Genomic DNA, 20,215 nt, shown 5'->3' on the forward strand with positions numbered 1-20,215 from the left:
CGATGAACGCCGCCGGGGCCGGCACCGCCGCGCGCAAGGGGAAGGGCCAGCGCCCGGCCCCGCCGCCGCCGCCCGAGAGCCTTTATGCACGGCGCGCGGACATTTTTCCGCGCGCCGTGGACGGGTTTTACCGGCGGCTCAAATGGGCGATCATGGCGGCGACGCTGGCCGTCTATTACGTCACGCCCTGGCTGCGCTGGGACCGGGGGCCTTATGCGCCTGATCAGGCGGTGCTGGTCGACCTTGCCCATCGCCGCTTCTATTTCTTCGCGGTCGAGATCTGGCCGCACGAGTTTTATTATGTCGCCGGCCTGCTGGTGATGGCCGGGATCGGGCTGTTCCTGATCACCTCCGCCGTCGGCCGGGCCTGGTGCGGCTATGCCTGTCCGCAGACGGTGTGGACCGACCTGTTTCTGCATGTCGAACGCTGGATCGATGGCGACCGCAATGCCCAGCTGAGGCTGCGCGCCGCACCCCTCGGCCCGGCCAAGATCCTCAAGCGACTGGCAAAGCACGGCCTGTGGCTGCTGATCGCCATGGCGACCGGCGGGGCGTGGATCTTTTATTTCGCCGATGCGCCGACGCTGGCGCGCGATTTCCTGACCGGGCAGGCGGCGATGGTCGCTTACGCCACGGTCGGCGTGCTCACCGCCACCACCTATGTCTTTGCCGGCTGGATGCGCGAACAGGTGTGCATCTATATGTGCCCCTGGCCGCGCATCCAGGCGGCGATGCTCGACGAACGCTCGCTGATCGTCACTTACAAGGACTGGCGCGGCGAACCGCGCAGCCATGGGGCAAAGCGCGCCGAGGCGGCGGGCGCGCCGACCGGGGACTGCATCGACTGTTCGGCCTGTGTTCAGGTCTGCCCGACCGGGATCGACATTCGCGAGGGGCCGCAACTGGCCTGCATCACCTGCGCCTTGTGCATCGATGCGTGCGACGCGGTGATGGCGAAGATCGACCGGCCGCGCGGGCTGATCGATTATGCGACGTTCGAGGATTGCCGCGCCGAAGCGGCCGGCGCGCCGCCAGTGCCGATCCGGCGGACGCTGCTGCGGTCGCGGACCCTGCTTTATTTCGGGCTGTGGGCGGCCGTCGGGATGGCGATGGTGCTGTCGCTCGGCGCGCGCACCCGGCTTGACCTGTCGGTGACGCCCGACCGCAACCCGCTCTGGGTGCGGCTGGCCGATGGCGACATCCGCAATGCGGTGACGGTCAAGGTCCGCAACATGGAGGCGCGGCCCCGCCCGGTCCGGATCGAGCTGGTCGGCCTGCCCGGCGGGATGCTGTGGGATTCGCTCGCCACCGAACGCAGCGCCGCACGCGGCCTGACGATCACCGTGCCCGCCGATCAGGTCGAGCAGCGCCGCATCTATGTCCGCGCGCCGCGCACCGCTCCGGACAACTACGCATTGAGGCTGGTCGCCCTCGATGGTGAACCGGCGGGCGATACCGATGAGCTGCGGTTCGAAACGCCGGAGGAGGGCAGGTGAGCAGACAGGCACGACTGGCGGGCAGGGGCACGCCGCGCGGGTTCACCGGCCGCCACATGGCCGGGGCGATCATCGGCTTTTTCGCCGTGGTGATCGCCGTCAACCTGACGATGGCGGTGCTGGCGACGCAAAGCTTTGGCGGCAAGGTGGTCGACAACAGCTATGTCGCCTCGCAGCGCTTCAATGGCTGGCTGGCCGAGGCGCGGGCGCAGGAGGATGCCGGCTGGCAGGCAGGTTTTGCCGCCGATGCCGGCCATGTCGTCATCACCAGCCGCCCCGGCAGCCGGGTGGAGGCGGTGGCCAGCCATCCGCTCGGCCGCGCGCCCGAACGGACGCTTGGTTTTGTCGAGGTGCAGCCGGGCCGTTACCGCTCGCTCGCGCGGCTGCCGGCCGGGCGCTGGCAGCTGCGCGCGACGATCCGGGGGGCAGAGGGTGACGCCGCCGGCCCGGCGCGCTTTGCCGCGGATTTGCGGCTGTGACCGTCGCGGTGTCGCACAGCGAGTTCGCTTTGCCCGGTGTGCGCTGCGCCGGCTGCATCGCCAAGATCGAACGCGGCCTTGCGCCCATGGCCGGGGTGCGCGCGGCGCGGGTCAACATGACCACCCGGCGCGTCGCCATCGACCATGCGCCCGACCTGACCCCCGATCAGCTGCGCGCCGCGCTGGCCGGGATCGGGTTCGAGGCCCAGCCCATCGCCGCCGCCGCTGCCGCGCGCGAGGACGCGACCGAAAGCCGAACGCTGATCCGCGCGATGGCGGTTGCGGGCTTTGCGGCGATGAACATCATGCTGCTGTCGGTGTCGGTCTGGTCGGGCGCGAGCGGAGCGACGCGCGACCTGTTCCACTGGCTGTCCGCGCTGATCGCGATGCCGACCGTCGCCTATGCCGGGCGGCCGTTCTTCGCCTCCGCATGGGCGGCGGTGCGGCGCGGGCGGACGAACATGGATGTGCCGATTTCGATCGGCGTGATCCTTGCGACCGCGCTCAGCCTGTTCGAGACGGTGACCGGCGGCGAACATGCCTATTTCGACGGCGCGGTGTCGCTTTTGTTCTTCCTGCTGGTCGGGCGCGTGCTCGACAGCGTGATGCGCGACCGCGCCCGGTCGGGCGTCGCGGCGCTGCTGCGCGAGACGGCCCCCGGCGGCACGGTCGAACTGGCCGACGGGCAGACGGCATGGCGGCGCGCCGACGAGATCGCGCCGGGCATGACGCTGATCGTCGCCGCCGGCGAAAGGCTGGCGGCGGACGGCGTGGTGCTGGGCGGCGACAGCCGGCTCGACATGTCGCTGATCACCGGCGAAAGCCGCCCGGAGCCCGTCGCGCCCGGCGCGCGCGTGGTGGCCGGCACGCTCAACATCGATGCGCCGCTTTCGATCCGGGTGACGGCGGCGGGCGCGGACACGACCATCGCCGGCATCGCCCGGCTGATGGATGCGGCGGGGCAGGGGCGCTCGCGCTATGTGCGGATCGCCGACCGGGCGGCGCGCTTCTATGCGCCTGCCGTGCATCTGCTCGCGCTGCTCAGCTTTGCCGGCTGGATGATCGCAGGCGCAGGGTGGCATCAGGCGCTGCTCGTCGCGGTCGCGGTGCTGATCATCACCTGTCCGTGCGCGCTCGGCCTTGCCGTGCCGGCGGCGCAGATCGTGGCGGCGGGCGCGCTGATGAAGCGCGGGGTGCTGATCAAGGACGGCTCGGCGCTCGAACGGCTGGCCGAGGCAGATTGTGTGCGCTTCGACAAGACCGGCACCCTCACGCTGGGACGGCCGATCCCGGTCGGTGCGCTGCCGCTGGCGGATGCGGAACGCCCGGTCGCGCTGGCGCTGGCGCGGGCGAGCACCCATCCGGTTGCACGCGCGCTCGTGATCGAACTTCAGCGCGCAGGCGTCGTCGCCGCCATGCTGGACGATGTGCGCGAAACGCCGGGGCTGGGGGTCGAAGGGCGGGTCGTCGGCGGCGATGCCGCCGGTCTGGTCGCGCGGCTCGGGCGCACCGAATGGGTGGGGCTGGGCATATCGGCGCATGACGGGCTGGAAACCGGCTTCCGGCTGGGCGAGGACGCGCCCAAGCGGCTCTGCTTTGCCGACCGGATGCGCGACGATGCCGCCGCGACCATCGCCGGCATGAAGGCGCTGGGCATGGATGTCGGCATCCTGTCGGGCGACCGGGGGGAGGCGGTGCGCCCCATTGCCGCCGCGCTCGGGCTGACCGCGCAGGTCAGGATGCGGCCCGAAGACAAATTGGCGGCGATCGACCGGCTGAAGGCGGCGGGGCATCATGTGCTGATGGTCGGCGACGGGCTGAATGACGGGCCGGCGCTTGCCGCCGGTCATGTCTCGCTGGCCCCGGCCTCGGCCAGCGATGTCGGCCAGACCGCGGCCGACGCGGTGTTCATGGGTGACAGCCTCGCCCCGACGCTGGGCGCGGTGCGCGCGGCGCGGGCGACACGGCGGATCGTCGGGCAGAATTTCGCGCTGGCCATCGGCTACAATGCGCTGGCGGTGCCGCTGGCGATCCTCGGCCATGTCACGCCGCTGGTGGCGGCCATCGCCATGTCAAGCTCGTCGCTGATCGTGGTGGCCAATGCCCTGCGGCTGAGGAGCTGTGCACGATGAACGGCCTTGCCTTTCTGATCCCTGTCGCGCTGCTGCTCGGGCTGGGCGGGCTGGCGGCGTTCCTCTGGTCGCTCGGGGCCGGGCAATATGACGATATGGATGGGGCCGCGCTGCGCATCCTGATCGACGAGGAGGCGGCAGGTGCCGCCATGACGCCGGGGATCGGCACGGAGCCACGGCCATGACCGGGCGGGCGATCCTGCCGATAGCGGCCATATTGATGCTCGCCTGGCCAGCGGCGGCGCGCGACACCGGGCGGCACATCATGGTCGCGACCTGCAATGGCGGCCAGATCCGCATTCCGCTGGGCGGAGACGGGGATGGCGGCAGGCGCGACGACCGGCCCTGCGTCTCGGCCTGTCACGCGCCGCTGCCCGGCCGCAAGAGATCCGTATAACAACCTATAGCTGGTCGGGGCGGGGAGCGCGAAGCTGCGCCCATGTGGCCCTATCATCCCGATCTGCTCGCCCGGCCGGTGCCGCGCTACACCAGCTATCCGACCGCCGCCGAGTTCACCGAAGGGGTCGACCGCAGCGCGCATGACGCGGCGCTGGCGGCCATTCCGGCAGGGGCGGAGGTGTCGCTTTACCTCCACATCCCCTATTGCCATGAAATCTGCTGGTATTGCGGGTGCAACACCGGTGCCGCCAACCGCGCTGCCCGGCTGACCGCCTATCTCGACGCACTGAGCGCCGAAATCGACCTGCTGTCGCGGCGCGTGGCGGCATGGGTGCGGGTGGGGCGGATCGCCTTTGGCGGCGGCAGCCCCAATGCGATTTCAGCCGAGGCGATGGCCGGGCTGGTCGCCCAGCTGCGCGACCGGTTCGACGCGCCGGCCCCGATCCTGTCGACCGAACTCGATCCGCGCAGCTGGAACGACGGGTGGGGAGACATGCTCGCCGCGTGCGGGTTCCAGCGCGCCAGCCTGGGCGTGCAGAGCTTCGCGGCTGATGTGCAGGCGCGGATCGGCCGGGTGCAGCCCACCGAAATGATCGCTGACGTCACCGCCGCGCTGCGCAGGGCGGGAATATCGTCGATCAACCATGATCTGATGTACGGCCTGCCGGGGCAGGACATCGCGGCGCTGGAGGACAGCATCCACCAGTCGGTTGCCCTTGGTGCCGACCGGCTGGCGGTGTTCGGCTATGCGCATGTGCCGCACATGCTGCCGCGCCAGCGGCGGATCGATGCCAGCCATCTGCCCGATGGCTATGCCCGGTTCCGCCAGGCGGCGTTCGCCCATCATCTCCTCGCCCGGCATGGCTATCTCCCGATCGGCTTCGATCATTTCGCCAAGCCAGAGGATCCGATGGGACGGGCGGTCCGGCAGGATAGGATATTCCGTAACTTCCAAGGCTTTACCGATGACCCCTCACAATATCTTTTGGGGCTGGGGGCCAGTGCGATCAGCCAGTTTCCGCAGCTGATCGTCCAGAATGACAAGAGTGCGGGCCGTTACCGGATGAACGTCACAGCCGGGCTGCTGGCCACCGAACGCGGGGTGCTGCGCGACGGGGAGGACCAGATGCGCGGCCGGATCATCGAACATCTGCTGTGCCGGGGCCATGCTGCGCTGCCGCCCGGGCGTTTTGCCGACGCGCTGGACCGGCTGATGCCGTTTGCCGAAGCGGGGCTGGTGACGCTGGGCAGGGGCGAAATCCGCATCGACCCGTCGGCCTTGGCCTATGCGCGCGGCATCGCTGCCTGTTTCGACCGCCACCGCGAAACCGGGCAACGCCAGTTCAGCAGCGCGGTATAGCGCCGTGCCTGATCCGATTGCATCGGATCAGCCGTGCCCGGTCTCGTGCTTTGCGCGCTGCCACAGCTGCTCCTTGGCGGCGAGGTCGAGGGTGGCGAAATCCTCAGCCATTGCCTCCATCGCCCGAAAGCGCGTTTCGAACTTACGATTGGCTGCCCGCAAAGCTTCTTCCGGGTCGATGTTCAAATGGCGCGCGAAGTTGACCACGGCGAACAGCAGATCGCCGATCTCGTCTGCCCGGTCCTCCGCATCGGCGGAATCGACCTCGGCCAGTTCCTCGAGGATCTTGGCCCGCGCGCCCGCCGCGTCGGGCCAGTCGAAGCCGGTGCGCGCGGCGCGCTTCTGCAGCTTTTCCGCGCGCAGCAGCGCCGGGAGCGCCTGAGCTACGCCGGCGAGCGCGCTGGCATCGGCGCTGGCGGCGGCGCGTTCGGCCGCCTTGACGGCTTCCCAGCCGGGCGTCGTTCCGTCGCCGAAGACATGCGGATGGCGGCGCTCCATCTTGTCGCTGATGCCCGAAAGCACATCGGCCAGATCGAATGCGCCCATTTCCTCGCCAATGCGCGCATGAAACACCACCTGAAGCGCCAGATCGCCAAGCTCGTCGCGAAGCGCGGGCAGATCATGCCGCGCAATCGCGTCGGCGACCTCATAGGCTTCCTCGATGGTGTAAGGCGCAATCGTCGCAAAGCTCTGCGCGACATCCCATTCGCAGCCGCGTTCCGGATCGCGCAACCGCGCCATGATCGAGGCCAGCCGCGCCAGCGCCGCGGGGGCGTTCTTCGGATCGGTGGCCTCGGGGGCCGTCCCGGGCCCGGCAGGGGCGCTCTCGCTCGTTCCGCTCATCGTGAGAATATCCCGATAATATACATTATGTAAAATACGCACTCGTCCAGCACCGGGTTCACGCCCCCTCGGGCGTGGTCATGGCACCCTCGGGCTCGAGGATCAGCGTCCGGCCCTCGACCCGCCATGACCGCAGCGACGACAGGAAGTTCATGCCCAGCACATTGGTGTCGCCAAAGGCCGGCGCGACCACCGCCGCGAGATCGCGCGCCACAATCGGGCCAACCCGCAGTTCGGCGATCCGCGCCCGGCGCGCCTCGACACGACCATTTGCCGTGCCCCGCACGACTGGAAAGCCATTGTCCGCAATATCCAGCCCGGCCGCGCGGGCCTGATCCAGTCCCATCGCCGTGCGCGTCGCACCACTGTCGATCAGGAAGCGGCGCTCGATGCCATTGACGCGCGCCCGCACCCAGAAATGGCCATCCTCCGCCATCGGAACGTGCAGCGTGCCGCCGACCGTGCGGCCCTGTTCGCCGGCCAGATCGCCCATGATCCGGCTGGCAAGCCGACCCAGCTCAACCCGGTAGCTGGCGGCAACCAGCACCGCGCCGATGATCAGCAGCCACCCCGCCGCCATGCGCGCCAGCGAGCCGAGCGGCAGCCGCCGCGCGATCAGGCCGGAGCCGACCAGCACCAGCATCAGCACCGCCCCGGCCAGCTGGGCATATTGATCGCCGCTCATCCCAGCACCAGCTGCTGGCCGTCATAAGCCGGTGCCATGCCCTCGGGCAGCTCCGCGCAGAGCGTGCGGTAATCCATCGAATTGTCCATATGGGTCAGCAGCGCCCGGCCGGGCCTGACCTCTGCGATCCAGCGCAGCACATCGTCCAGATGGGCATGGGTCGGATGCGGCGCGCGGCGCAGCGCATCGACGATCCACAGGTCGCAGCCTTGATACAGACTCTGCATGTCATCGGTCATGCGATTGAAATCGGTGGCATAAACCACCGACTTGCCCCGGCTGTCGAAGCGCAGCCCGGCCGAGGTGATGCCCCCGTGCGGCTGGTCGGTCACGCGCAGCCGGATGTCGCCGATCGCCATGTCGTCGCCCAGCGCATCGAGCGTCGCAATCGCCGGATAGCCCGGTTCGCCGCTGAACACATAGCCGAAGCGCCGCCGCAGCACCGCCGCCGTGTTCGGCCGCGCATAGCCGGGAACCGGCCGGCCCATGCGGTGGAACAGCGGCCGCAGATCATCAAGGCCATGGACATGATCGGCATGGTCATGCGTCCAGATGACCGCGCTCAGCCAGCCGATTCCGGCACCGAGCAGCTGCTCCCGGAGATCGGGCGTCGTATCGACCAGAATGCGCGTGTCGCCGCTTTCGACCAGGATCGAGACGCGGCGGCGGCGGTTGCGCGGCTCGGCGGGATCGCACGCGCCCCAATCGCCATCATTGCCATCCCCGCCGACGCGCGGCACGCCCGATGACGTGCCGCAGCCGAGGATGGTAACCTTCACCGCGCGGCCTTGGTAAATAGCCGGTGAAAGTTTGCGGTCGTCGTCTCGGCCAGCGCCGCGGCAGCGGTGCCGCGCAGACCGGCGAGAAATTGCGCGGTATCGGCCACGAACGCCGGCTCGCACGGCTTGCCGCGATGTGGCACCGGGGCAAGGAAGGGCGCATCGGTTTCGATCAGCAGCCGGTCTTCGGGGATCATCCGCGCCGTTTCCTGCAGGTCGCGGGCGTTCTTGAACGTCACGATGCCCGACAGCGAGATATAGAAGCCGAGGTCGAGCATCCGCACCGCGAAATCGTGGCTGGCGGTGAAACAGTGGATGACGCCGCGATATTCGCCGGCCGCCATTTCGTCGGCGATCAGCCTGTGGCTGTCCGCCTCCGCATCGCGGGTGTGGACGATGATCGGCAGACCGGTCTGGCGCGCGGCGGCGATATGGGCGCGGAAACTGTCCTGCTGCCGCGCGCGGTCGCTATGGTCGTAATAATAATCCAGCCCGGTTTCGCCGATGGCCACCACCTTGGGGTGCGCGGCGCGCGCGACCAGCCGGTCGGTGTCGATCTCGGGATGGGCATCGGCTTCGTGCGGGTGGATGCCGACACTGGCCCAGATATCGTCATGGCGCTCGGCCACGCCGATCACATCATCCCATTCGCGCGCCCGCGTCGAGATGTTGAGCATCGTCGCGACGCCCGCTGCGCGCGCGCGCGCGATCACGCCGTCCTGATCCTCGACCAGCCCGGCATAGTTCAGATGGCAATGGCTGTCGGTGAGGCGCATCACCCCTCCCCGTCGGCCGGCAGATCCAGCCGGGGAAAGATCGGGCTGGGCGCGGCCAGCATCGTGCTGTCCAGCCAGTCGCGGTCGGCAAGATCGGCATAGCCGCGCCGGTCGCCGGCGACGCCGAGCAGGTCGAGCAGCCGGTCGGCCGAGCCGGGAATGACCGGCCGGATCGCAATCGCCAGATCGCGCAGCGCGAGCAGCAGCGTGCGCAGCACCGCCTCCATTCGCTCCGGATCGGTCTTGCGCAGCGCCCATGGGGCCTGGGCATCGACATATTGGTTGCACGCAAACACGCCGCGCATCCACGCCTCGCACGCCTGCGACAGCGCCAGTTCGCCAAAGGCCGCCGGCACGTCGTGGCGCGTCGCCTGCGCGACCAGATCGAGCAGCGCATCATCGGCGGCATCGCCGCGCCCGGCACCCGGCACCCGGCCCAGATTCTTGGCGATGAAGCTCAGCACCCGCTGGGCGAGATTGCCGAAGCTGTTGGCCAGATCGGCATTGACGCGGGTGACGATCGCCTCGGCCGAATAGCTCCCATCCTGCCCGAACACGACCTCGCGCAGCAGGAAATAACGCAGCCCGTCGACGCCGAACCGTTCGGCCAGTTCAAGCGGATCGACGACATTGCCGAGCGATTTGGACATTTTCTCGCCGCGGTGGAGCAGGAAGCCGTGGCCGAACACCTGATGCGGCAACGCAATTCCCGCCGACATCAGGAATGCCGGCCAATAGACCGCGTGGAAACGCACAATATCCTTGCCGATGACATGCAGATCGGCCGGCCAGCGCCCGGTATAGCCGGCATCGGGATAGCCCGCGCCGGTCAGATAATTGGTGAGCGCATCGACCCACACATACATGACATGGCCGTCCGCCCCCGGCACCTTCACCCCCCAGTCGAAGCTGGTGCGCGACACCGACAGATCGGCCAGCCCCGCCTCGACAAAGCGGATCACCTCGTTGCGGCGCGCCTCGGGGCGGATGAAATCGGGATTGTCGCGGTAAAGCGCGAGCAGCGGTTCCTGATAACGCGACAGGCGGAAAAACCAGCTTTCCTCGACCGTCCATTCGACCGGGGTACCCTGCGGCGACAGGCGCACGCCCCCTTCCCCGTCGACCAGTTCCTTTTCATCGTAAAAGGCCTCGTCGCGGACCGAATACCAGCCCTCATAACGTCCCAGATACAGGTCGCCGCGCGCCGCCATCGCGTTCCAGATCGCCTGGCTCGCGGCGTGATGATCCGGCTCGGTGGTGCGGATGAAACGATCATATGAAATATTGAGGGCGTCGCACATCGCCCTGAAATAAGACGACATCTCGTCGGCAAGCGCGGTCACGTCCACGCCCTTGTCGCGCGCCGTCTGGACCATTTTCAGCCCGTGTTCGTCGGTACCGGTCTGAAAAAACACTTCGCGGCCCGACATGCGCTGGAACCGGGCGACGGCATCGGCCGCAATCGCTTCATAGGCATGACCGATATGAGGCCGGCCATTGGGATAGCTGATCGCGGTGGTGAGATAAAAGGGCTTGGCCATGGCCGTCAGCCTTTAGCGTGTGCGCGCGTCCGGGCAAGCGCGGCCACATGGCCGCACAGTTGAAATACCGTCGCCTGCGGGTCGAGCGACAGCGGCAATGCGCTGGCGGCAAGATCGCGCGCGCGTTCCCATTCGCCCAGGATCGCGGCGAGCTGCGCGCCCCGCGCGGTGCGGGCGCGATCGACCAGAAAGGCCGGCGCGCGCTCGAGAAACGCCTGATAGCGCGGCTGCACCGATTTGGCCGACAGCGCCTTGGCAAGCGCCAGCCGCTCGGCATTGCCGGCATCGCCGGTGTCCGCGATCCGGGCGAGCGCCGCGTCCAGCCCGGCAAGGTCGAGCCCGGCAAAGCGCAGCGCCTGCCCCGGCGCGCCGCCGCCCGCGCGCACCAGCGCGGTCAGCTCGTCCGGGGTCGCCCCGGCCAGCGCATCGGCCAGCGCTGCTGCCATGACGTCATCGCCAAGTGACTGGAAACGCAGAATCCGGCAGCGCGACCGGATCGTCGGCAGCAGCCGCCCGGGCGAATGGCTGACGAGCAGGAAGATCGTGCCCGCCGGCGGCTCTTCGAGGCTTTTGAGCAGCGCGTTGGCCCCCGCGCGCTCCAGATCGTCGACCGCGTCGATCACGATCACCCGGCGGGTGGACAGCGCCGGGGCCATGCCCAGCATCGGGATCAGCGCGCGGATCTGATCGATGCTGATGTTGCGCGCCAGTTCCTCGCCCCGCCCCTCGCGCACCAGCCGTTCGATCACCCGGAAATCGGGATGGGCGTCGGCGGCGATCAGCTTTGCGGTCGGGTGATCGGCGGGCACCGTCAGCCCCTCGCCCGCAGGCGGCGGGCCGGCGGCTTCGGCCAGCAGCCGCGCGGCCGCCGCACGGGCAAAGCCGCCCTTGCCCACCCCTTTCGGCCCGGCGAGCAGCCAGGCATGGTGCAGCCGCCCGCCGCGCATCGCCTCGACAAAGGCGGCGGTCTGCGCCTCGTGCCCGCGCAGCGCCGTCATGACGTCAGATCGTCGAGCGCGGCGAGCAGCCGTGCGGTCACCGCCTCGGCCGGGCCATCGGCGGCGATCAGGCGAAACCGCTCCGGCTCGCGCGCGGCGAGCGCCACGAACGCCTCCGCCACCCGGTCCAGAAACCCGTCATTGCGCGCGGCGAAACGGTCGGCATCGGCGCCGTCGCGGGCGACCATCCGCGCGGTGGCGGCAGCCACCGGCATGGTCAGCACCAGAGTGCGGTCGGGCATCAGCCCTTCGCTGCCGACGCGGTGCAGCGCCAATATCTCGTCATCGGTCAACCCGCCGGCCAGCCCCTGATAGGCGCGGGTGGAATCGATGAACCGGTCGCACACCACCCAGCAGCCGGCGGCCAGCGCCGGGCGGATCACCCGTTCGACATGGTCGGCGCGCGCGGCGGCGAACAGCAGCGCCTCGGTGCGCGGCGACCAGCGATCGACCGCGCCGGTCATCAACAGCCCCCGGATCGCCTCCGCCCCCGGCGTGCCGCCCGGTTCGCGCGTGGTGACGACATTCAGCCCGCGCGCCTTCAGCGCCTCGGCCAGCAGCAGCAGCTGGGTCGATTTGCCCATGCCTTCCCCGCCTTCAAGGCTGATGAACCGGCCGGTCACGCGCATGGCCCCGTCAAAGGCCCCGTCAATCTCGGAAACACGGGCGGGCGGATCAGGCGGGGCATCGAACCTCTGGACGGGTTGAACGGATCATGACGCGGGCACGACCGCATCGGCCAGCAGGCCGACCGACAGCGCGTAGAAGTTGGAACAATTATAGTCGAGGATCACGCGATAGTTGCCGGTGAGCAGATAAGCGGGGGCGCCCGGCCCGTCCGGCTCGATCAGGCTTGCCAGCTCGTCATCGGCCAGCGCGGGGCCACCGGTCTGCACGACGCCGCGTGCGCGCCATTCGGCCACGGTCAGCCAGCGGCTGTGCCGGCCATGCACGCGCGGGCAGCGCGGCGAGTCCAGCCGCCCGGCAATCGCCTGCCGGTCCAGAAAGGGCGGCGCGCTCGCCGGCACGCCCCAGGGCCGGCCCCGCCGCCACCCGGCATCGACGAAATAGGCGGCGATGGAGGCGAGCGCATCGGCCTCGCTGCCCCAGATATCGGCGCGGCCATCGCCGTCGCCGTCGCGCGCAACGCGCAGATAGACGCTGGGCAGGAACTGCGGATGCCCGGTCGCCCCGGCCCAGCTGCCCTTGATCCGTTCGCGCGGAATGCCCCGGTCGATCAGCTTGAGCGTCGCGATCAGCTCGGCGGTGAACAGCTCCCGCCGCCGCCCCTCATAGGCAAGCGAGGCGAGCGACCGGGGCAGATCGAACCCGCCAGTATAGCTGCCATAATTGGTTTCATGCCCCCAGATGGCGACGATCACCGGCGCGGGAACACCGGTCTGTGCCTCGATCCGCGCCAGGATCGAGGCCAGCGCCTGATAACGCGCGCGGCCGCGGGTGATGCGCGCGGCATCGACATGGCGGGCGCGATAGGGCGCAAAGGCGGGAATGCGCGCGGCGGGCGCGGTGGATGCCGGATTGCCGCCGGGCTGCGACCGGTCCAGCTCGATCACGCGCGGGTTGAAGCTGAGTGTCGGCAGCACGGCATCGAGCGTCGCCGCGCTCACCCCCTCACCCAGCGCCCGGGCACGCAGCTGCGCCAGAAACGCGGCAAAGCCCGCCTCTGCGCCAGCCCCCGGCGTCGCTGCGGCCGGATCGCCGGCCTGGGCGATTTGCGCCACGCCCGGCTGGCCCGGAGCCGCTGGAACACCGCCTGCCGGCTGCGCCAGCGCCGGCCCGGCAAGCAACGCCGTCAGCGCCCCTCCCCGCAGCCCCGCGCGCCACAGCCCTGCGGCCCTGCGCCATGATCCGCCCATCGCCATCTCCTCGCCCCTTCCCTGCCACAGGAGCGGGCGGGCGCGAAGATGGCTTGTCGCAGCCCCGCCACCGCCCGTCCCGGCTTGCTGCCCCTTTGTGGTGGCGCGCGGCAACGGGCCGGGATGCAATGGGATGCCCCTGCACCATCATGACGGTGCGGTGATGTGGTCGCTGCCCACCGGCGTCTTCACCGCCTTTGCCCGCAAAGCGCCGGTCCGCTTTCGGCTATGGTCGATCAAGCCTCGCCAGCGCTTCAGGCGGGTTTTTCCGGTGTCCGCATGGTGATCACCTTCGCGGAAGCGCAAAAACGTCACCTCCCGGCGTGCCAAGCGTCGGGAGTGGCCGCGGCACCAGCGTCGGCACCGGTTCGCGCAGGATCTTCGCTTCCAGCAGCGCGACAGCCGCGCGCAGCTGCGCGTCTTCGCCCTTAAAGGTTGCGGCCGGCGGATTGTCGACCTCATGATCGGGCGACACGCCATACCCCTCGACGATCCAGCGCCCGTCGATGCTGTACTGCGCGTTCTCGGCGATCCGCACCCCGCCATTGTCGGCAAGGCGGTTGCGATCCGACAGCCATATGCCCGCCCCTGCGGTCCGCTGGCCAATGAGCGGAGCCAGCCCGAGCGCCTTGACCGCACCGGCAAAGGTTTCGCCGTCCGAATAGGTGCGCTCGTCGATCAGCACCGCGACATGGCCGCGATATGCGTTCTGCATGTTGGTCGTCGCAGTCCCGGTTCCGTCGGGCTTGGCCCAGAACGCCCAGGCGCGGCGCATCAGCATGGCGACAATGATGCTGTCGATATTGCCACCATTGTTGCCGCGAACGTCGATGACAAGGCCCGGCTTGTCGAGCTGGGGAAACCAGTCGCGGGCAAAGCTTGAAATGTCGGACGATCCCATCGAACGCAGGCTGATATAGCCAATCTTCCCGCCCGACAGCGTGCTGGTCTGGGCGCGCTTTACCTCGACATGATCGAGATAATTTGCCGTCTCAAGCCCCTGGATCGTCATCGGTTCCACGATCGCGCTGAGTGTCGTTCCTGCGCGCACGAGATCGAGCCGGACCTGCTGGCCCGCCTTGCCCGCCAGTGCGAGCCGGAGATCGGCAAGCGAGGCGACCGCACGGCCATCGACCAGCCGAATGACGTCGCCCTCACGCACATCGACGCCGGGGCGGCGCAGCGGGGGTCGCAGCGACACCAGATCGTCCTCCGACCGCAGAATGCGATCGATGCGGAGGCCCTGCGCGACCGGGGTATAGCTCGCCCCGAGAAACGCCATGGCGGGGTTCTCGCTGTCGCCCGGCAGATCGCCGGCGCGCACCTGGCTGTGGAGGATGCCGAGCTGCGACGCCATCAGGCCAAGGATCGTGTTGAGTTCGGCGCGGTGGCCGATCCGCTCGAGCATCGGCTCATGTGCGGCGCGCACCGCACTCCAGTCGACCCCGCGCAACGCCGGATCATAGGCGAAGTCGCGGTGCATCCGCCAGGCATCGACGAACATCTGCCGCCATTCCGCCCTCGGATCGACGATCAGCCGCCAATCGTCGAGCCGCAACAGGAACGGCGCAGGCTTTTCCGGCATCTTCGCCTCGGCCGGAACCAGCGCCAGCACGGGCTTGGCCGGCGCACCGGTGACGACCATCGCGGTTTTGCCGTTGGCGGCCAGCGCAAAGTCGAGCGCGCCCCTGGCGAAGACCTCCTCTTTGGGATCGCTCTTGTCGATGGCGATGGCGACCACGTCGCCGGCCCCGCCCCCGCCCCCGCCGCCGTCTGCGTCGCGACGGGTGTAGAGGAACTTCTCGCTGGCCAGCAGCTGCCCGCCGACACCCGGCTTGGCAGGCACCTTGTAAAGGCGCTCGGCAAGACCGGAGAGCACGATGCTGGCGGGTTTTTGCGCCTTTTCTGCCCCGGCCTTGGCTGTGTCCTTGCCCCGCTCGCCCGTGGCTGCGGCAGCCTCGGCCTCGCGCTTCTCGCGATCCTCCTTGCTCACCGTAAGCTCATTGTCCTCGCGGAAGCGGAACCTGGCCGCGGGGTCGAGCTGGAGAGCGTAAATCTCGCCACGCTTGGGAAAGGCGACGCCCATGTTGCGGTCGCCCCACGGGCTGCCCGGCGTCGGATCGAAATTGCGGTCGGACAGGAAATACAGCCATGCCCCGTCATGCGCGAAGGCGGGCGCATAGTCGTTATACTTGCCCGATGTCGCCTTGACCCGCTCACCGGTTGCAAGGATCTGCACGTAGAGATCAGAGGTATTGCCGCCATTTGCCGGCGAGGCCTCCGCATAGGCGATCATCTTGCCATCAGGCGAGAAGACAAGGTCGCGGAACGGGCTATCGTCGCCGGTGGCGTTCTTCGCCAGCAGCGTGACGCGCCCGGTTGCGACATCGACCTTCTGGAGCCGCGCCGCCTTGTCCCAGACCACCAATGTCTTGCCATCAGGGGCCACGGCGAAGGACCAGATATGGGCGTCATACCCCTTGGTCACCGCCGTCGGTGCGCCCGTGCCGTCCGCCGGCATTGCGAAGATGTCACCGCGATCCCCCTGATCGAGGATCATGAACGCCTTGCCGCCCGCGCCCCCCAGCACGGCCTGCCGCGCGCGCGCCGCCACCGGCACAGCAAACTCGACGCGCCGCAACTGCTTGGGCGCTGCAAGCGCGACCCGCCCCCGCGCCGTGATCGCGACCGTCTCCCCCGACGGCGAAATGCGCGCCGCCTCAAGCTGCCCAAGCGGCTCGCCAAGCGCGCGGATACGGGTCTGTTCCCGATCGGTCACAAGGTCGATGGAAAGCTTGCTCAGGCGGCCGCTCGCCAACGACACGGCGTAAAGATCAGCTCCGTTCTGGAGGAAGGCGGTATCGCCGTCGATGCTCGCATGCAGCACCGGAAAGGGCAGGTCGGGCGACACCTGCCGAAGGTCGCTCCCATCCTCCGCGACCGACCATAATGCGTCCTTGCCGCTCTTGTCGGACAGGAACCAGATGCGCCCGGCTGCCGACATCGGGTGCCGGATCGGCGCACCGAAATCGGCGAGCAGGCGCACGGCCTCGGCGTCAGACCCCATCGTCCAGCGCCACAATTGCTCCATCCCGCCGCCACGATAGAGCACCGCATTGTCACGCGCGCGGGCGAACAGGCCGCGACGGGAGAAAAACAGCGTGCGGCCATCGCTGCCAAAGGTCGCATCGGTGGCCCGCCACAGCGGGACAGGTGTCGCCTCCCCGCCTTGCGGAGAGACAGTGTAGAGCACCTCGCCCTGACCGCCGCCAGCAAGCCGGGACGAGAACATCACGCGGCCATCCGGCGTCCAGCCGATCACCTGGATAAAGCCACCCTCGAAGGTGAGGCGGCGCGGCGTGCCGCCCGCCACTGGCATGACATAGACATCGCGCTCGCTGTCATAAGCGGCGCTGAATGCGACGAGCCTGCCGTCGGGAGAGACATGGGCCTCCCGCTCTTCGGCCGGATGGTTGGTGAGTCGCACGGCTGTCCCGCCTCCGCGGCCGGTCCGCCAAAGGTCGCCTTCGCTTGCAAACACCAGCACATCACCGCGCGCGCTCGGGAACTGGTAAAAGCCCTCCTCGGCGGCCACAGGCGTCACGGCGAACGCACAAACGCCTGCGATCAATCTCCCGAACAGTCTCATGATATCCCCCCTGTCGCCTCGCCCATGCTGGCCGGCATATCGCATTTCGCGCCGGCAAAGCGCCGACCGACCTTGTGCGACGGATCGTCGGGCGGCACGCGAGATACACCCGATTTTCTGTAAAGGGTCCATCCCAGCCGATGAGCGGCATGTGATCGCGTGACGCGTTGAGCCGCGCAGATCCGTCCCGGCGGCGCGGGCGGGCTGCACTCAGCCGTGATACTTTGCGTAGCTCAGATCGAAGCGGTCGGCGTTCATCACCTTGGTCCAGGCGGCGATGAAGTCGTGCACGAACTTCTCCTCATTGCCCGCCTCGGCATAGACCTCCGCCTGCGCGCGAAGCATGGAGTTTGCGCCGAACACCAGATCGGTGCGGGTCGCGCGCCATTTTTCGGCCCCCGTCGCCCGGTCGCGGCCGACATATTCCTCGTCCCCGCTGTCATCGACCGGCTGCCACACCGTGCCCATGTCGAGCAGATTGCGGAAGAAATCGGGCGTCAGCGTCCCCACCCGGTCGGTCAGCACGCCAATCGCATTGCCGTGACGGGCATGGCGGCTCACAGCCCCCAGCGCGCGCATCCCGCCGACCAGCACCGTCATTTCCGGGATCGACAGCCCCAGCAGATGCGCCCGGTCGACCAGCATCTCTTCGGTACGGACCTGCGCCTTGGTCTTCAGATAATTGCGGAAGCCATCGGCAAAAGGTTCGAGCGGCGCAAAGCTGGCGGCGTCGGTCTGCGCCGCGCTGGCATCCCCGCGCCCGCCGAGGAACGGCACGCCGACATCGAAGCCGGCGGCCTTTGCGGCCTGTTCGACCGCCGCCGACCCGGCGAGTACGATCGCATCGGCCATGCTCAGCTGCCCGCGATGCCGTTCGATGATGGCCAGCACATGCTCAAGCTCGTCGGGATCATTGACTGCCCAGCCGCGCTGCGGCTCAAGCCGCACCCGCGCGCCATTGGCGCCGCCGCGATGGTCCGAGTTGCGATAGGTCGATGCCGACGCCCAGGCCGCCTTGACCAGCGCGCTGACGGTCAGCCCGCTGCCCAGGATCGCGGCCTTGAACCGTGCGATTTCGGCGTCAGCCGGCATCGTGCCCGCCGGCACCGGATCCTGCCAGATCAGCGTTTCGGCCGGAACCTCCGGCCCGAGATAGCGGATCTTCGGACCCATATCGCGGTGGCACAGCTTGAACCACGCCCGCGCAAACGCATCGTCGAGCGCCGCCTGATCGTCGCGGAACCGCTCCGAAATCCGGCGATACTCCGGGTCGAGCTTCAGCGCCATGTCAGCGGTCGTCATGATCGTCGGCACGCGCTTCGCCGGGTCGCGCGCGTCCGGGGCAAGGTCTTCCGGGTCGGGGTTGATCGGCGTCCACTGCCATGCCCCCGCCGGGGACTGCACCAGCTCATAGTCATATTTGAACAGCAGCCGGAAATAGTCCCCGCCCCAGCGGATCGGGTTGTTCGACCAGCTGCCTTCGATCCCGGAGGTGGTGATGTGCCCAGCGGCGATCTCGTCCGCATCGACCAGCCAGCCAAAGCCCATGCGGTGCAGATCTTCGCTCTCGGGCGCGCCGGCAAAGCTGTCCGCCGGCTTTGCGCCATGCGCCTTGCCGAACGCATGGCCGCCGGCGGTGAGCGCCACGGTTTCCTCGTCGTTCATCGCCATCCGGGCAAAGGTTTCGCGCATGTCGCGCGCCATGCCTTCGGGATCATGCGGATCGCCCTGCGGCCCTTCGGGGTTGACGTAGATCAGCCCCATCTGGATCGCCGCCAGCGGATTTTCGAGCGCGCGTCCCTCGGCAGGGTGGATGCGCGTGGCGACGCCTTCATTCACCCACTGCTCTTCCGTGCCCCAATAGACGCTTTCGGGCTCGAACACGTCGGCGCGGCCGCCGCCAAAGCCGAACACCGGCCCGCCCATGCTCTCGATCGCGACATTGCCGGCCAGGATGAACAGGTCCGCCCAGCTGATGTGGCGGCCATATTTCTGCTTGATCGGCCACAACAGCCGGCGCGCCTTGTCGAGATTGCCATTGTCCGGCCAGGAATTGAGCGGCGCAAACCGCTGCTGCCCGGAATTGGCGCCGCCACGCCCGTCGCCGGTGCGGTAGGTGCCGGCCGCGTGCCACGCCATGCGGATGAAGAACGGGCCATAATGGCCGTAATCGGCCGGCCACCAAGGCTGGCTGTCGGTCATCAACGCAGCCAGATCGGCCTTGAGTGCCGGATAATCGAGCTTCGTGAACGCCTCGGCATAGTCGAACGACGCGCCATAGGGATTGGCGCTCCGGCCCTGCTCGGTCAGGATGTCGAGCTGGAGCGCCTGCGGCCACCAGTCGCGGTTGGTGCGCCCGAGCAGGCTGCGCATCTGCGCGCTGCCATGAACCGGGCAGCCGCCGCCAATCTCTCCCGTTTTCGCATCCATACCGCTTCTCCTTGCAGAGCGCATAGGTGGCCGGTCGCACCCGTGTGCGATACTCGGGAGAATAACTGATCGCGGGTGCCGCCGCCAGCAATGACCGGCCGCATGCCACGATGATGAAGCGGCTTCTCGGCGCGGGCGGGGCGGCCGGACATGGCGGCTTGACGGCTTTGCCGGGAACATCACCTAGTTACCGGACCATAATGATCGGCACTATTCTGCCCGACCGTCCATCGGCCGGTGCCAGCCCGGAACAGGAGAGGAGCATGATCGTCCTGAAACAATGGATCATGTTGGCGAACAATCTCGCCCTGCGTCAGGCCGGGGGGCTGGCGTTTGCGGCAATGTTCACGCTGGGCGCGCACACAGCGGCCCTCGCCGCCGACCGTTCCTTCGGCATCTGGAGAAACCCGCAGAACAGCGTCCATGTCCGGGCGCAGCCCTGCGGCCCGCGGATGTGCGGGATCGTGATCTGGGCCAGCGCCAAGGCCCAGGCCGATGCCCGCAAAGGCGGCACGGATCCCCTGATCGGCACCCGTCTCTTCCAGGATTTCGAACAGGAACGGGCGGGCATCTGGCGGGGCAAAGTGTTCGTGCCCGATATCGGCAAAAGCTTCTCGGGCACGATCAGCGTGATCGACGACAACACCTTGCTCGGCAAGGGCTGCCTGATCGGGCGCGTCGGATGCCGATCTCAGCAATGGACCAGGCTGGGCAACTGATCGCCTGCGCTGCCATTGCCGCCACGCAGTTGGCTGCCCTGCCCCCGCAAGC

17 protein-coding genes are annotated in these 20,215 nt (G+C 68.6%); 7 read left to right on the forward strand and 10 right to left on the reverse strand.

What is annotated here, in order from left to right; genetic code table 11:
• Positions 1-2 precede the first annotated feature (2 nt).
• From ccoG to hemN, 6 genes are read left to right on the forward strand one after another with little or no spacing between them, the layout of a single operon-like run.
• Complete coding sequence (gene ccoG, locus OPU66_RS00745; protein ID WP_498551790.1) at positions 3-1,496, forward strand: cytochrome c oxidase accessory protein CcoG; 1,494 nt, start codon at positions 3-5, stop codon at positions 1,494-1,496.
• Complete coding sequence (locus OPU66_RS00750; RefSeq protein WP_498551683.1) at positions 1,493-1,975, forward strand: FixH family protein; 483 nt, start codon at positions 1,493-1,495, stop codon at positions 1,973-1,975. Before ccoG ends, OPU66_RS00750 begins: the two co-directional genes overlap by 4 nt.
• Positions 1,972-4,107, forward strand: a complete 2,136-nt coding sequence (locus OPU66_RS00755) for a heavy metal translocating P-type ATPase (RefSeq protein ID WP_498551684.1) — start codon at positions 1,972-1,974, stop codon at positions 4,105-4,107. The genes OPU66_RS00750 and OPU66_RS00755 overlap by 4 nt, the downstream gene beginning before the upstream one ends.
• Positions 4,104-4,292, forward strand: coding sequence for a cbb3-type cytochrome oxidase assembly protein CcoS (gene ccoS, locus OPU66_RS00760; protein WP_498551685.1), 189 nt, complete (start codon positions 4,104-4,106; stop codon positions 4,290-4,292). Before OPU66_RS00755 ends, ccoS begins: the two co-directional genes overlap by 4 nt.
• Positions 4,289-4,504, forward strand: coding sequence for a hypothetical protein (locus OPU66_RS00765; RefSeq protein WP_498551686.1), 216 nt, complete (start codon positions 4,289-4,291; stop codon positions 4,502-4,504). The genes ccoS and OPU66_RS00765 overlap by 4 nt, the downstream gene beginning before the upstream one ends.
• A 42-nt stretch (positions 4,505-4,546) precedes the next feature.
• Positions 4,547-5,866 (forward strand): oxygen-independent coproporphyrinogen III oxidase, encoded by a 1,320-nt coding sequence (gene hemN, locus OPU66_RS00770; protein ID WP_498551687.1) that lies wholly within the window; start codon positions 4,547-4,549, stop codon positions 5,864-5,866.
• A gap of 27 nt (positions 5,867-5,893) precedes the next feature.
• Here hemN and mazG read toward each other — a convergent pair whose 3' ends face one another.
• The 10 genes from mazG to katG all read right to left on the reverse strand — a co-directional run bounded on the left by mazG (position 5,894) and on the right by katG (position 19,444).
• Positions 5,894-6,709: a nucleoside triphosphate pyrophosphohydrolase gene (mazG, locus tag OPU66_RS00775; protein ID WP_498551688.1), complete on the reverse strand. Its 816-nt coding sequence runs from the start codon at positions 6,707-6,709 to the stop codon at positions 5,894-5,896.
• Positions 6,710-6,767: 58 nt separating this feature from the next.
• Positions 6,768-7,394, reverse strand: coding sequence for a retropepsin-like aspartic protease family protein (locus tag OPU66_RS00780; RefSeq protein WP_498551689.1), 627 nt, complete (start codon positions 7,392-7,394; stop codon positions 6,768-6,770).
• On the reverse strand, positions 7,391-8,173 hold the full coding sequence (locus tag OPU66_RS00785) for an MBL fold metallo-hydrolase (RefSeq protein WP_498551690.1): 783 nt from the start codon (positions 8,171-8,173) through the stop codon (positions 7,391-7,393). The genes OPU66_RS00780 and OPU66_RS00785 overlap by 4 nt, the downstream gene beginning before the upstream one ends.
• Positions 8,170-8,949 carry a TatD family hydrolase gene (locus OPU66_RS00790; protein WP_498551691.1) on the reverse strand — a complete coding sequence of 260 codons (780 nt, stop codon included), beginning with the start codon at positions 8,947-8,949 and terminating at the stop codon, positions 8,170-8,172. Before OPU66_RS00790 ends, OPU66_RS00785 begins: the two co-directional genes overlap by 4 nt.
• Positions 8,949-10,490: a methionine--tRNA ligase gene (gene metG / locus OPU66_RS00795; protein WP_498551692.1), complete on the reverse strand. Its 1,542-nt coding sequence runs from the start codon at positions 10,488-10,490 to the stop codon at positions 8,949-8,951. The genes OPU66_RS00790 and metG overlap by 1 nt, the downstream gene beginning before the upstream one ends.
• Positions 10,491-10,495: 5 nt before the next feature.
• Positions 10,496-11,488 (reverse strand): DNA polymerase III delta subunit-related protein, encoded by a 993-nt coding sequence (locus OPU66_RS00800; RefSeq protein WP_498551693.1) that lies wholly within the window; start codon positions 11,486-11,488, stop codon positions 10,496-10,498.
• A complete protein-coding gene (tmk, locus tag OPU66_RS00805; RefSeq protein ID WP_498551694.1) occupies positions 11,485-12,117 on the reverse strand; it encodes a dTMP kinase in 633 nt (210 codons plus the stop codon). The genes OPU66_RS00800 and tmk overlap by 4 nt, the downstream gene beginning before the upstream one ends.
• Positions 12,118-12,201: 84 nt before the next feature.
• Positions 12,202-13,365, reverse strand: coding sequence for a lytic murein transglycosylase (locus OPU66_RS00810; RefSeq protein WP_498551695.1), 1,164 nt, complete (start codon positions 13,363-13,365; stop codon positions 12,202-12,204).
• A gap of 286 nt (positions 13,366-13,651) precedes the next feature.
• A complete protein-coding gene (locus OPU66_RS00815) occupies positions 13,652-17,146 on the reverse strand; it encodes a S41 family peptidase (RefSeq protein ID WP_498551696.1) in 3,495 nt (1,164 codons plus the stop codon).
• A gap of 78 nt (positions 17,147-17,224) precedes the next feature.
• Positions 17,225-19,444 (reverse strand): catalase/peroxidase HPI, encoded by a 2,220-nt coding sequence (gene katG, locus OPU66_RS00820; protein WP_498551697.1) that lies wholly within the window; start codon positions 19,442-19,444, stop codon positions 17,225-17,227.
• A gap of 341 nt (positions 19,445-19,785) precedes the next feature.
• Here katG and OPU66_RS00825 point away from each other — a divergent pair, with 341 nt between their 5' ends.
• Positions 19,786-20,163 (forward strand): DUF2147 domain-containing protein, encoded by a 378-nt coding sequence (locus OPU66_RS00825; protein WP_498551698.1) that lies wholly within the window; start codon positions 19,786-19,788, stop codon positions 20,161-20,163.
• The last annotated feature ends 52 nt before the right edge of the window (positions 20,164-20,215 follow it).

The sequence above is a fragment of the Sphingomonas sp. URJC2 genome, from assembly GCF_059803575.1.

Coding starts and splice junctions, on each gene's coding strand:
- ccoG (WP_498551790.1), top strand. CDS start 3: ATGAACGCCGCCGGGGCCGGCACCGCCGCGCGCAAGGGGAAGGGCCAG.
- OPU66_RS00780 (WP_498551689.1), bottom strand. CDS start 7,394: ATGAGCGGCGATCAATATGCCCAGCTGGCCGGGGCGGTGCTGATGCTG.
- ccoS (WP_498551685.1), top strand. CDS start 4,104: ATGAACGGCCTTGCCTTTCTGATCCCTGTCGCGCTGCTGCTCGGGCTG.
- OPU66_RS00790 (WP_498551691.1), bottom strand. CDS start 8,949: ATGCGCCTCACCGACAGCCATTGCCATCTGAACTATGCCGGGCTGGTC.
- katG (WP_498551697.1), bottom strand. CDS start 19,444: ATGGATGCGAAAACGGGAGAGATTGGCGGCGGCTGCCCGGTTCATGGC.
- tmk (WP_498551694.1), bottom strand. CDS start 12,117: ATGCGCGTGACCGGCCGGTTCATCAGCCTTGAAGGCGGGGAAGGCATG.
- metG (WP_498551692.1), bottom strand. CDS start 10,490: ATGGCCAAGCCCTTTTATCTCACCACCGCGATCAGCTATCCCAATGGC.
- OPU66_RS00810 (WP_498551695.1), bottom strand. CDS start 13,365: ATGGGCGGATCATGGCGCAGGGCCGCAGGGCTGTGGCGCGCGGGGCTG.
- OPU66_RS00800 (WP_498551693.1), bottom strand. CDS start 11,488: ATGACGGCGCTGCGCGGGCACGAGGCGCAGACCGCCGCCTTTGTCGAG.
- mazG (WP_498551688.1), bottom strand. CDS start 6,709: ATGAGCGGAACGAGCGAGAGCGCCCCTGCCGGGCCCGGGACGGCCCCC.
- OPU66_RS00765 (WP_498551686.1), top strand. CDS start 4,289: ATGACCGGGCGGGCGATCCTGCCGATAGCGGCCATATTGATGCTCGCC.
- OPU66_RS00825 (WP_498551698.1), top strand. CDS start 19,786: ATGTTCACGCTGGGCGCGCACACAGCGGCCCTCGCCGCCGACCGTTCC.
- hemN (WP_498551687.1), top strand. CDS start 4,547: ATGTGGCCCTATCATCCCGATCTGCTCGCCCGGCCGGTGCCGCGCTAC.
- OPU66_RS00815 (WP_498551696.1), bottom strand. CDS start 17,146: ATGGACCCTTTACAGAAAATCGGGTGTATCTCGCGTGCCGCCCGACGA.